13 protein-coding genes and 1 pseudogene are annotated in these 12,112 nt (G+C 39.0%); all 14 read left to right on the top strand.

Translation table 11 applies throughout. From position 1 onward, the window contains the following. Positions 1–1,106, top strand: a 1,106-nt coding sequence (locus tag ACLTU0_RS07730) for a DNA topoisomerase (protein WP_412321923.1), incomplete at its 5' end; no start/stop codon positions are given. Further along, the gene (trmFO, locus tag ACLTU0_RS07725; RefSeq protein ID WP_412321922.1) at positions 1,103–2,419 is read left to right on the top strand and encodes a methylenetetrahydrofolate--tRNA-(uracil(54)-C(5))-methyltransferase (FADH(2)-oxidizing) TrmFO; all 1,317 of its coding nucleotides are present in this window, start codon (positions 1,103–1,105) and stop codon (positions 2,417–2,419) included. The genes ACLTU0_RS07730 and trmFO, both read left to right, overlap by 4 nt. Continuing rightward, positions 2,412–2,816, top strand: a complete 405-nt coding sequence (locus tag ACLTU0_RS07720; protein WP_308455772.1) for a hypothetical protein — start codon at positions 2,412–2,414, stop codon at positions 2,814–2,816. The genes trmFO and ACLTU0_RS07720 overlap by 8 nt, the downstream gene beginning before the upstream one ends. 91 nt (positions 2,817–2,907) lie before the next feature. Next, positions 2,908–3,771, top strand: a complete 864-nt coding sequence (gene gpr, locus ACLTU0_RS07715; protein WP_412321921.1) for a GPR endopeptidase — start codon at positions 2,908–2,910, stop codon at positions 3,769–3,771. Between the two features lie 115 nt (positions 3,772–3,886). Continuing rightward, positions 3,887–5,143, top strand: a complete 1,257-nt coding sequence (gene yfmF / locus ACLTU0_RS07710) for an EF-P 5-aminopentanol modification-associated protein YfmF (RefSeq protein ID WP_412321919.1) — start codon at positions 3,887–3,889, stop codon at positions 5,141–5,143. Next, on the top strand, positions 5,143–6,432 hold the full coding sequence (gene yfmH, locus ACLTU0_RS07705; RefSeq protein WP_412321917.1) for an EF-P 5-aminopentanol modification-associated protein YfmH: 1,290 nt from the start codon (positions 5,143–5,145) through the stop codon (positions 6,430–6,432). The genes yfmF and yfmH overlap by 1 nt, the downstream gene beginning before the upstream one ends. A 104-nt stretch (positions 6,433–6,536) precedes the next feature. Beyond that, positions 6,537–7,544, top strand: coding sequence for a stage V sporulation protein AD (spoVAD, locus tag ACLTU0_RS07700; protein WP_412321915.1), 1,008 nt, complete (start codon positions 6,537–6,539; stop codon positions 7,542–7,544). A gap of 11 nt (positions 7,545–7,555) precedes the next feature. Next, a complete protein-coding gene (gene spoVAE / locus ACLTU0_RS07695; protein ID WP_117968211.1) occupies positions 7,556–7,912 on the top strand; it encodes a stage V sporulation protein AE in 357 nt (118 codons plus the stop codon). 63 nt (positions 7,913–7,975) lie between these two features. Next, a complete protein-coding gene (gene aroE, locus ACLTU0_RS07690) occupies positions 7,976–8,833 on the top strand; it encodes a shikimate dehydrogenase (protein WP_412321913.1) in 858 nt (285 codons plus the stop codon). Then, entirely contained in the window at positions 8,830–9,354 is a 525-nt protein-coding gene (locus ACLTU0_RS07685; RefSeq protein WP_147514092.1) for a shikimate kinase, read from the top strand. Before aroE ends, ACLTU0_RS07685 begins: the two co-directional genes overlap by 4 nt. Next, on the top strand, positions 9,351–9,749 hold the full coding sequence (locus tag ACLTU0_RS07680) for an RrF2 family transcriptional regulator (RefSeq protein ID WP_022230426.1): 399 nt from the start codon (positions 9,351–9,353) through the stop codon (positions 9,747–9,749). Before ACLTU0_RS07685 ends, ACLTU0_RS07680 begins: the two co-directional genes overlap by 4 nt. A gap of 110 nt (positions 9,750–9,859) precedes the next feature. Beyond that, entirely contained in the window at positions 9,860–10,552 is a 693-nt protein-coding gene (locus ACLTU0_RS07675; protein WP_118446155.1) for an N-acetylmuramoyl-L-alanine amidase family protein, read from the top strand. A gap of 119 nt (positions 10,553–10,671) precedes the next feature. Beyond that, positions 10,672–11,751: a 3-phosphoserine/phosphohydroxythreonine transaminase gene (serC, locus tag ACLTU0_RS07670; protein ID WP_412321911.1), complete on the top strand. Its 1,080-nt coding sequence runs from the start codon at positions 10,672–10,674 to the stop codon at positions 11,749–11,751. A gap of 57 nt (positions 11,752–11,808) precedes the next feature. Further along, positions 11,809–12,112, top strand: a pseudogene (locus tag ACLTU0_RS07665) (3-phosphoglycerate dehydrogenase); the annotation flags it as partial.

Below are 12,112 nucleotides of genomic sequence, written 5' to 3'. Positions count from 1 at the left end.
AATATGTAAAGGCAAAGCAATACAAGACAAAAAAGAATGCACAGGACGCCCATGAGGCTATCAGACCGACTTCAATAAACATAAAGCCGATTGATATTAAGGATAAACTTACAAACGACCAATACAGACTTTATAAGCTTATTTGGGAACGATTTGCCGCAAGTCAGATGACAAGTGCGGTATATGACACAATGCAGGTAACTATTGACGCAAACGGTCATACATTTAAGGCAAGCGGTTCAAACATAAAGTTTAAGGGTTATATGACGGTGTACGTTGAGTCAACGGACAACAAGGAAAAGAAAGAAAAAATGCTTCCTAACCTTGAAGAAAATCAAACCGTTACACTTAAAAGTTCGGAGGAAAAGCAACACTTTACTCAACCTCCTGCAAGATATTCGGACGCTACGCTTATCAAGGAGCTTGAAGAAAACGGCATAGGCAGACCGTCAACGTACGCACCGACTATTTCAACAATCGTGTCAAGAGGATATGTTGTAAGAAGTAAGAAACAGCTTGTTCCGACAGAGCTTGGATTTGTTACGTCGGAAATTATGAAAAATAACTTTTCGGATATTGTGGACGTTGAATTTACGGCTGATATGGAAAAAGAGCTTGACAGCGTTGAAGAAGGCGAATTGAATTGGAAAAAGCTGATTAACGATTTTTATCCGTCATTTAAGGATACACTTGAAAAGGCACAGAAGAACATCGAAAAAATTCAGATTAAAGACGAAGAATCGGATGTCGTATGTGAAAAGTGCGGAAGAAAAATGGTGTACAAGCTGAGTAAATTCGGTAAATTCTTGGCTTGTCCGGGTTATCCCGAATGTAAAAATACAAAGGCTATCCGTGAAGAAACAGGTGCGAAATGCCCTAAGTGCGGCGGTGAAATACTTGTTAAAAAGTCAAGGAGAGGTAAGGTTTACTACGGTTGTGAACATTCGCCGAAGTGTGACTTTATGGTATGGGATATGCCTGTTAAGGACGAGGCTTGTCCGCAGTGCGGCGGCTTGCTCCTTAAAAAGCAAGGCAGAAACGGTAAGATTTTCTGCTATAATGAAGATTGTAAATATGAGAGAAAGTTAAAGGACGAAAAGAAGTGAAAGTAAAAGTTATAGGAGCCGGACTTGCCGGTTGTGAGGCGGTATGGCAGCTTGTAAAGCAGGGAATTGACGTTGACCTTTACGAAATGAAACCGGTAAAGTATTCACCGGCACATTCAAATGAAAATTTTGCGGAACTTGTGTGTTCAAACTCTTTGAAGGCTGACAGAATTGAAAATGCGTGCGGTCTTTTAAAAGAAGAAATGCGTATGTTTGATTCGGTTATGATGGAGGCGGCTGATATAAGCCGTGTGCCCGCGGGCGGTGCTTTGGCGGTTGACAGAGATGTTTTTGCAAAGCATATAACGGAAAAAATTAAAAATCATCCGCGTGTAACCGTATTTAATGAAGAAGTTACGGAAATCAATCCCGATGAATATACAATAATCGCAACAGGTCCGCTTACTTCGGACGGACTTGCCGATGAAATAAAGAAAATTACAGGTTCGGACGAGTTGTACTTTTATGACGCAGCCGCACCGATTGTGACGGAAGAAAGTATTGACAAAGACAAAGTTTTCAAAGCGGCAAGATACGATAAAGGTACTGCCGATTATATCAACAGTCCGATGACAAAAGAGGAATATACCGCTTTTTATAACGAGCTTATCACGGCTGAAACAGCACCGCTTAAAGAATTTGAAAATCAAAAGGTTTTTGAGGGCTGTATGCCTGTCGAGGTTATGGCAAAAAGAGGCGAACAGACGCTTGTGTTCGGACCGTTAAAACCTGTCGGTCTTGTCAATCCAAAGACGGGCAAGGACGACGCATATGCGGTTGTTCAGCTAAGACAGGATAATAAAGAGGGTACGCTCTATAACCTTGTCGGTTTTCAGACGAATTTGAAATGGGGAGAGCAAAAACGCGTGTTCTCAATGATTCCGGGACTTGAAAATGCCGAATTTGTGCGTTACGGAGTTATGCACAGAAACACTTATATAAATTCTCCGACGCTTTTAAATAAGTATTATCAAATGGAGAAGTACCCGAAAGTATTTTTTGCGGGACAGATAACGGGTGTCGAAGGTTATGTTGAGTCGGCGTCAAGCGGAATACTTGCCGGATATAATATGGCGGCTATGCTTAACGGAAAAGATATGTTTGAACCGGATTCAAAAACTTGTATCGGTGCATTACCGCTTTATATTTCAAATTCTGCAAATACAAAGTTCCAGCCTATGAATGCGAATTTCGGCATTATAGACGGACTTAACGAAAGAATAAGAAATAAAGCCGAACGCTATAATAAAATAGCAAATCGTGCTTTAGATATAATGAAAGATAAATTGAAAGGTGAGAATGATGATGAGTAAAAAGAAAATTATAGCATTGGCAATGTCAGCCGTTATGGCAGTCGGAATGATTGCAGGCTGCGGAAGTACAAATAATTCAGGCACAGACACAGCACAAACAGAAAGCACAGAAAAGGTAACTCCTACATTTATGTACTTTGTGGCAAATGCGGACGATAACTTTGACGCAACAAACACAATGTACACTGAACTTGAAAACGAATATAAGGACAAAATCAACTTTCAACTTGTAAATGTTGACGAAAATCCTGAGGCACTTGAAAACTTCTCATTGGTAAAAGACCAAACTCCGGCACTTATTATGCTTGATACATCAAATAATATCTCGGCTATTGAATTTAAGTGCAGTGACAAGGATAAACTAAAAACAGACATAGACAATGCACTTGGAAAATAATCGAAAAGATGAGCGATACAACCGTATCGCTCTTTTTTGTATAATAATCTCTGTTTTTTCAAAAGATAGATGAAAAAAGGAGATTGTATAAATGCAGAATATAAGAACAGACTTGGCGGTGGAGGCACGCGAACTCAGCAGACGTGAGGCGAAAAATGCAACGGAAATAGACGGTGTTATATCCGATGTGCGTACAGAGGACGGAATAACCGTTACGAATATAGAAATAACAAACGAAAACGGAAGTAAGGCACTCGGCAAGGCGATAGGCAATTATATAACGATTGAGTCGCCGAATTTGAAATACAGTATTGATATATACGAAAGGGTATGCACTCTTATTTCGGAGGAAATTCGTAAAATGGCCGATATAAAAAGTGACAGCCTTACATTTGTAGTAGGACTCGGAAACCGTGACATAACGCCTGACGCACTCGGTACGGAAGTGGTGTCAAGGCTGTTGGTGACACATCATATAAAACAGAATATGAAAGATTTTTTTGATGATAATATAAGCGGTGTATGTGCGTTGATACCCGGAGTTCTCGGAACAACAGGCATTGAAACTGCGGAGATTATCAAGGCGGTAAGCGAAAAGGTGAAACCGAATCTTATTATCGCCGTTGACGCAATGGCGGCGGCGGATATAAGACGTGTTTCGACCACTGTACAAATATCGGATACAGGTATTCAACCGGGTGCCGGCGTGGGAAATAACAGAGAATGTCTTAATGAAGAAACGATTGGTGCAAAGGTGATTGCGATAGGTGTACCGACCGTTATAGACGCCGCAACAATATCAAAGGTTGAAATACCAAAAGAGCTTGCACCGCTTATGGTTACGACAAAGGATATTGACCTCGTAATCGAAAGAACGGCTAAAACCGTTGCAAACGGAATTAATCTTGCACTGCACCGAGATATGACATTAAGGGATATAGAAAGCTATGTTTAAGTTCGTTGACAGTTCTAAAAATCACATCATAGATGTAATTTTTGAGGATTTTCGATGATTGACATATGGTTTATTTTGGGGTAAAATATATTAAAAACAGTAAAGGAGAAACGGAATGAAAAGTATTAATATAAATTCAAATATAAATCTGTATTATATACCTATGACGAAGTTGAAAACAACTACGATTGACGTATATATTCACAGAGATTTAAATGAAGAAGAATCGTCGCTTAACGCACTTTTGCCTTATGTACTTAAAAGAGGCTGCAGACTTTGCAGTGACAGTGAGGCAATTTCAAAGTATCTTGAAAATCTGTACGGTGCCGGAATAGGTGTCGGAGTTTTAAAACGCGGTGACGACCATATTTTGCACGTTGCATTTGAAACAATTTCCGATAAATATGCACCGAACGGTGAAAAACTTTGTGACAGCGTTATTGAACTTATGCTTTCAATAATGTTTGAATCGACTTCATTCAGTGATGAAATTGTCGAACAGGAAAAGAAAAACGCAAAAGACAGAATAATGGCAATGATGAACGATAAGCGTCAGTATGCTGTAGAACGCTGTATCGAAACAATGTTTGAGGGTGAAAATTATGCAATTTCAAAACTCGGTACACAAGAGGGTATTGATAAAATAACTGCCGACAATTTGAAAAAGCATTATGAGAATATTATTACATCATCTGTTATTGATATTTATATATGCGGTGATGCGGACGCAAATGCACTTGCCGAAAAGATAAAGAAATACACAGGCAAAATTGCGTTTAAAAATGCGGATATTCCCAAGACGGAAATATATGTTCCGAAGAACGAAGTTAAAAACGTTACTGATAAAATGGACGTTGTACAAGGCAAACTTTGTATGGGATTTTCAACAGGCATAAAGCCTACAGACAGCGATTATCCCGCATTGATGGTTGCAAACAGTATATTCGGCGGCGGCGCTCACTCGAAGTTGTTTAACAATGTGCGTGAAAAGCTTAGCTTGTGCTATTATGCCTCGGGCAGTCTTGACAAAAACAAAGGCGCTTTGTTTGTAAACGCAGGTATTGAATTTAAGAATTTCCAAAAGGCATATGATGAAATACTTGTTCAGCTTGAGAATGTTAAAAACGGCGAAATATCACAGCTTGAATATGAGTCAAGCATTAATGCGATTATAAATTCGCTTGAATCATACAAGGATGACCAAGATATGTTGCAGTCATTCTATTTGGGACAGAAAATAGTCGGAACTGATTATGATATAGACACGCTTAAAGAAAAGATAAGCAAGATAACGATGGAGGACGCCGCAAGAGTGTTTAAAAACGTTAAACTTGAAACAGTGTATTTCTTAACGGGAAAGGAGGATGCGTAATGGAATTGCAGTACAGAAAAAATGATAAAACAGGTGAGGAACTGTATTACACAACACATTCTTCAGGACTCGGAATATATATAATTCCTAAAAAAGATTACAGCAAAACGTATGCAATATTCGGTACAAGATACGGCTCTGTCGATTCAAAGTTTGTCGTACCGGGTGAGAGTGAGCTAACGGAAGTGCCTGACGGTATAGCACATTATCTTGAACATAAAATGTTCGACCAGCCGGACGGCAGTAATGTATTTGATAAATTTTCAAGGTACGGCGGCAATGCAAATGCGTTTACATCATTTAATATAACGGCGTATCTGTTCTCGGCAACGTCTAATATCGAAGAAAATATCGAAACGCTTATGGACTATGTTCAAAGTCCGTATTTTACGGAGGAAAGCGTACAAAAGGAACAGGGTATTATCGGACAGGAAATAAGAATGTATGACGACAGCGGAAGCTGGAAGTTGTTCTTTAATTTCTTGAACTGCCTGTACAAAGAACACCCTGTCAAAAAAGAAATTGCAGGTACGGTTGAAAGTATAAGCCATATAACGCCTGAATATTTGTATAAGTGCTACGATACATTTTATAACTTGTCAAATATGTCGATAGTTGTTGTCGGAAATGTTGACCCTGTTAAGATTTCTAAAGTTATTGAAAACGGTGTAAAGAAGAATGAGCCGTTTGAAGAAAAGATTAAAAAGGTATATCCGACAGAACCTGATGAAGTGGCAAAACAGTACGCAGAACAAAGTTTGAGCGTTGCAATGCCGTTGTTTATGACAGGTTTTAAAGATACAAATAACGGTTTCGGCGGTGACGAGCTTTTAAAGAAAAGTATAGAAACGAATATTATTTTAAAAATGCTTTTCGGAAGAAGTTCAAAGTTTTATAAGAGCCTTTACGAAAAAGGACTTATAAACAACAGATTTTCGCTTGAATACACAATGCAGCCCGATTATGCGTATTCATCAATAGACGGTGAAAGCAGTGACCCTAAGGCAGTGTATGAGGCGGTTATAAACGAAGTTGAAGAAACAAGAAAGAACGGTCTTTCAAAAGAAGATTTTGAGAGAATTAAAAAGGTTGTTTGGGGCGAGTATATCCGTTCACAGAATGATGTAGAAGATTATGCAGTGACATTTTTACAGATGTTGTTTATGGATATTGATTATTTCAATTTCTATGATGTGTATAAGACAATAACTTTTGAAGATGTTCAAAAACGTTTTGAAGAACATTTCGTCAAAGAACATTCGGCATTGTCGGTAATCAATCCTGTATAAAAAATATCGGTGACAAACAAAAATACACCTATGTTAAGAGGTGTATTTTTTTGTGAATAAAATTAAGTATTTTTACGAAAACTAACAAACAAGGAGATGATAATATGAATAACAGACTCGGACGGCAGACTGTTACGTTTGACAATCCGCCGATAATAATAGAAACCGCCTCGACAGTGGGTCAAAAAGAGGGAAAAGGACCGCTTAAAAGTACATTTGACGTAATACTTGACGACGATACTTTAGGTGAAAAGTCGTGGGAAAAATCGGAAAGTATGCTCCAAAAAAAGACCGCACTTTTAGCACTTGAAAAAGCAAAATTACAACAAAGCGATATAGATTACATTCTTGCAGGCGATTTGTTAAATCAGTGCGTGGGCGCACATTACAGCGTCAGAGATTTTGATATACCGTTTTTGGGATTGTACGGTGCGTGTTCAACTATGACTGAGAGTATGTCAATCGGAAGTATGATTGTCAGTGCCGGGTTTGCGGATTATGCAATGTGCCTTACTTCAAGTCATTTTTGTTCGTCGGAAATTCAGTTCAGAAATCCGCTTGAATACGGCGGTCAGCGTACACCGTCGGCACAATGGACCGTTACGGGTGCAGGGTGTGCGATATTGTCATCAAAGGGAACAGGTCCTAAAATAACGCACGTCACAACGGGAAAAGTAATAGACAAAGGCGTAACGGATATAAGCAATATGGGTGCGGCTATGGCACCGGCGGCGATTGATACGCTTATCGCACATTTTAACGACACACACAGAACTCCCGATTATTACGATATGATACTTACGGGTGATTTGGGGGTTATCGGCTCGGATATTCTTGTAGAGCTAATGCTGAAAGAAGGCTTTGACATACGAACAAAGCATAAGGACTGCGGTAAAATGATTTTCGATATTGAGGAACAGGACGTTCACGCAGGCGGCAGCGGTTGCGGTTGCTGCGGCAGTGTTTTTTGCGGATATGTGTACAGAGAACTTAAAAGACATAATCTAAGTAAGGTGCTTGTTATGGCGACCGGTGCGTTGATGAATCCTATGATTATAGAACAGGGCGAGAGTATTCCGGCAATCGCTCACGCAGTTGCGATAGAAATTTAGGAGGGAGAATAATGGACTATTTAAAGGCATTTATAGTAGGCGGTCTTATATGTGCGGTTGGTCAGATTTTGATAGATAAAACCAAATTGACTCCGGCAAGAATTTTGGTTACGTTTGTTGTGGTTGGTGTATTTTTACAGCTTATAAAAATATATCAGCCGTTGGTTGATTTTGCAGGAGCCGGTGCAACTGTTCCGCTGACCGGTTTTGGATATAATCTTTGCAAAGGCGTGGAAAAAGCCGTTTCGGAAAAAGGCTTTTTGGGAATATTCACAGGCGGTTTAACTGCAGCGTCGGGCGGTATTGCGGCGGCACTTGTGTTCGGTTTCTTGGTGTCGATTATTTTTAGGTCTAAATCGAAAAAATAGTCTATTCAAATTCATATAATTATGGTATAATACCATATATACTTTATGAATGGAGATAAAATAATGTTTGAAATAAACGGACACACAAAACAGCTTGGAATAATCGGATATCCTGTTGAGCATACGTTTTCACCTAATATGCACAACTTCATATCCGAAACCGTACATAACAACTATGTTTACGGAGCATGGTGCGTAAAACCCGAAGATTTGAAGGATGCAATAGGCGGTATGAGAGCACTCGGAATAAGCGGAATTAACGTCACAGCACCGCATAAGGTTGAAGTTATGAAGTACATAGATGTTATAACGGACGGTGCAAAAAAGCTTGGCTCGGTAAATACGGTAGTAAACAGGGACGGTAAATTATACGGCTATAATACAGACGCGGACGGCTTTTGTATGGCACTTACAAAAGCGGGTATTGAAATCGAAAACAGCAGAATACTTATAATAGGTGCAGGCGGTGTGGTGCGTCCTACGCTTATAAGATTAATTGACAATAAGCCGAAAAGCATAACTGTTGTAAACAGAACTAAGAGCAAAGCTAAGACGCTTGCAGAGGATATTTTGAAGAGTACGGGATTTGAGGTTAATACTGAAATAGATAAGCTTGAATTTGATATAGTCATAAATACAACCTCGGCAGGTATGGAACCGCAGGAAAACGTAATGCCGATTGAAAATATTGAAGAAATCAACGATTTATCGTTTATAAACGAAAATACGGCGGCGGTCGATATGATATACAATCCCGACAAAACATTGTTTTTGCAAGAGGCGGAAAAACGCGGTGCAAAAATTCTAAACGGACTTGGTATGCTAATATATCAAGGAATTATTGCATATGAATTATTTACAGACACAAAACTTCCTGACGATATGGGTGAGAGAATCAAAAAGGAGGTTTTCGGAAGATGAATATAGTGCTTACAGGTTTTATGGCTACGGGTAAAACCGAAATAAGTAAGGCTATTTCTGAAATTTCAAAGTATAATCTTGTTGATACGGACGATATGATTGTGGAACAAGAGGGAATTACAATTAACGAAATTTTCGATAAGTGCGGAGAAGAATATTTCAGAAAAACTGAATGTGAAGTTATAAAAAAAGCGGCTGAAATGAAAAATGTTGTTATCGCAACAGGCGGCGGCGTTGTACTAAATGAACAGAATATAGAAAATCTCAGAAAAACAGGTGTTATTTTTAATCTGTCGCCCGATTTTTCGGTTATACGGGAACGTCTTGAAGAAGCAAGAAAAACAAGACCGCTTTTAAAGCAGGACAGCATTGAAAACATCAAAAAAAGATTTGACGACAGAAAACCGTTTTATGATAACTGCGATTACAAAATCAATGTTATACACGGCCGTACTCCGCGTTCGTATGCTATGGAAATATTAGAAATTATGGAGAGCAGACAGGGGGCAGAAAAGCAATGAAAATAACGAGAGAGGCAGATTATGCACTTAGAATTATTGCTATGTTGGCTGATGAAAACAGACAGATAGAGGCAAAAGCGATTGCCGAAAAAAACGATATTCCGTATAGGTTTACTTTAAAAATTTTACGAAAAATCGTTCAAGCCGGAATAATTAAATCGTACAGAGGTGTAAACGGCGGATATGTTTTGAATAAAAAGCCGTCGGAGATAACTCTTAAAGACGTGATTGAAACGATAGACGGCAAAATTGCGATAAATAAATGTATGGAAAATCCCGAGTCGTGCAAAAATAACGGCATATGTAAAGTTCAGCGTAAGCTGTACAAAGTACAAAAAGTTTTGGCAGATGAAATGTCTAAAATAACTTTTCAAGACGTTTTGGAAGGAAAATAATATGTGAGCAGATAAAGCATAGAAATGTTTTGTCTGCTCTGTTTTTGTGTATAACAATGCCGTTTATCACATATTAATGTATTATTCTTACTTGAAAGGTGAGGGGTAGTATGATATTTACAAGAAAACATATTGTGATAGCGGTATTATTTGCGGTTGTGGGTATTGCGATTGGTATAGGTATAAAACATTATGAAACGCTGCAGACCTTTTCAAGTTCCGATATAAAGGTTGTGCTTGACGCCGGACATGGCGAGCCTGACGGTGGGGCGGTGGGTGTGAGCGGAGTGGTGGAAAAGGACATTAATCTTGCGATTGTTCAGAAATTGCAGGAAGTGCTTGAAAGCAAAGGCTTTGAAGTGATTTTAACACGCAGCGGCGACAGCGGTTTACAGGACGAAAATGCCGAGACTATTCGCAAAATGAAAGTATCGGATATGAACAAACGGTTAGATATTATGAAAAACAGTCACGCAGATATTTTTGTGAGCATACATATGAATTCGTTCGGTGACCAAAAAGTGAGCGGTCTGCACATATTTTACGACAAAAATCACCCCGAAATCGAGAGGCTTGCAAAAAGTATTCAAAATAAAATGAGCGAGGTGACGGGTGCGGAAATGCACGCGGTAAAGACCGCAGATGAACGATTATTTTTAATGAAAAATCCGCCTATGCCCGCAATACTTGTAGAATGTGGTTTTTTGTCAAATCCGGACGAGGAGAAAAAACTTGCAAGTGACGAATATCAGTCAAAAATTGCGTGGGCAATCGCAAGTGCAATAGAGAATTATACAAAGTGATGTAAAAATAAAGAGAAATTATGTTAAATTTTTATCGGAGTTTGGTCAATATGTATTGACGGAAAGGAAATTTTGATATATAATAATATGTATATTATATATATTGGAGGCTAAAAAAAATGAGTAGAGTTTATAACTTTTCAGCTGGACCATCAATGCTGCCTGAGGAAGTATTGAAGAAGGCGCAAACTGAAATGCTGGAGTACGGTACAAGCGGTATGTCCGTTATGGAAATGAGCCACCGATCTAAGGACTATCAAGATATTATCGACAGTGCTGAAGCTCTTGTAAGAGAACTTATGCACGTTCCTGATAATTACAAAGTATTGTTCTTGCAAGGCGGCGGTTCAACACAATTTGCTATGATTCCGCTAAATCTTGCGTCCAAGAATAAGAAAGCTGATTATGTTATAACAGGTCAGTGGGCGAAGAAAGCAGCTGCCGAGGCTGAAAGATACATTACAGTCAACAGAGTTGCATCTTCTGCCGATAAAACTTTTTCATACATACCAAAGCTTGATAAATCAACATTTTCAAACGATGCAGATTACTTCTATATCTGCTACAACAACACAATTTACGGAACAAGATATACAGAACTTCCACAGTGCGACGTTCCTCTTATCGCAGATATTTCATCATGCGTAATGTCAGAGGAAATCGACGTTTCAAAGTTCGGTTTACTGTTTGCCGGTGCACAGAAAAATCTTGGCCCTGCAGGTGTAACACTTGTAATCGTTCGTGAGGACCTTATAGGCGACGCAATGGATATTACTCCTACAATGCTTGACTATAAGACACATGCCGACAACGGCTCAATGTACAATACTCCTCCGACATACGGAATATATGTACTAAAGCTTGTTCTTGAATGGATAAAGGAACAAGGCGGAGTTAAGGCACTTCAGGAAATCAACGAAAAGAAAGCTAAAATTCTTTATGATTATCTTGATTCATCAAAGATGTTCAAGGGTACAGTAGTTCCGGAGGATCGTTCAGTTATGAACGCACCGTTTGTAACAGGTAATGAAGAACTTGATGCTAAGTTCGTTGCAGAGGCAAAAGCTGCCGGTTTTGTAAACCTAAAGGGTCACAGAACAGTCGGCGGTATGAGAGCAAGCATTTACAATGCTATGCCTGTAGAGGGAGTAGAGAAATTAGTCGAATTTATGAAGAAATTCGAGTCAGAGAATATGTAATTATATTACACCCGAAGCTATTCGGGTGTTTTATATAAATGAAAAGGAGATTAGACAATGTTCAATATATTGACACTTAATAAGATAGCTAAATGTGGTCTTGACCAGCTTAACGATAATTATAAAATAACTGATGATGCCAATGTTGACGCAGACGGTATCATTCTTAGAAGTTTTAAAATGCACGATATGGAATTGCCTGAATCACTAAAGGCAGTTGCAAGAGCAGGTGCGGGAACAAACAATATTCCGATTGACAAGTGCAGTGAAAAGGGTATCGTAGTATTCAATACTCCGGGTGCAAACGCAAATGCTGTTAAGGAATTGGTTATTGCAGGTATGTTGTTGGCATCAAGAGATG

The sequence above is a fragment of the Hominilimicola sp. genome (assembly GCF_046972485.1).
GTDB classification, from domain to species: Bacteria; Bacillota; Clostridia; order UBA1381; family UBA1381; genus Hominilimicola; species Hominilimicola fabiformis.
Note: the sequence above shows the minus strand (reverse complement) of the source record. Positions and strands in the feature narration are given on the sequence as shown.

What these genes read in the sequence shown, in the direction of transcription:
- ACLTU0_RS07720 (WP_308455772.1), top strand. Translation starts at nt 2,412, where the DNA reads ATGAGTAAAAAGAAAATTATAGCATTGGCAATGTCAGCCGTTATGGCA.
- gpr (WP_412321921.1), top strand. Translation starts at nt 2,908, where the DNA reads ATGCAGAATATAAGAACAGACTTGGCGGTGGAGGCACGCGAACTCAGC.
- yfmF (WP_412321919.1), top strand. Translation starts at nt 3,887, where the DNA reads ATGAAAAGTATTAATATAAATTCAAATATAAATCTGTATTATATACCT.
- yfmH (WP_412321917.1), top strand. Translation starts at nt 5,143, where the DNA reads ATGGAATTGCAGTACAGAAAAAATGATAAAACAGGTGAGGAACTGTAT.
- spoVAD (WP_412321915.1), top strand. Translation starts at nt 6,537, where the DNA reads ATGAATAACAGACTCGGACGGCAGACTGTTACGTTTGACAATCCGCCG.
- spoVAE (WP_117968211.1), top strand. Translation starts at nt 7,556, where the DNA reads ATGGACTATTTAAAGGCATTTATAGTAGGCGGTCTTATATGTGCGGTT.
- aroE (WP_412321913.1), top strand. Translation starts at nt 7,976, where the DNA reads ATGTTTGAAATAAACGGACACACAAAACAGCTTGGAATAATCGGATAT.
- ACLTU0_RS07685 (WP_147514092.1), top strand. Translation starts at nt 8,830, where the DNA reads ATGAATATAGTGCTTACAGGTTTTATGGCTACGGGTAAAACCGAAATA.
- ACLTU0_RS07680 (WP_022230426.1), top strand. Translation starts at nt 9,351, where the DNA reads ATGAAAATAACGAGAGAGGCAGATTATGCACTTAGAATTATTGCTATG.
- ACLTU0_RS07675 (WP_118446155.1), top strand. Translation starts at nt 9,860, where the DNA reads ATGATATTTACAAGAAAACATATTGTGATAGCGGTATTATTTGCGGTT.
- serC (WP_412321911.1), top strand. Translation starts at nt 10,672, where the DNA reads ATGAGTAGAGTTTATAACTTTTCAGCTGGACCATCAATGCTGCCTGAG.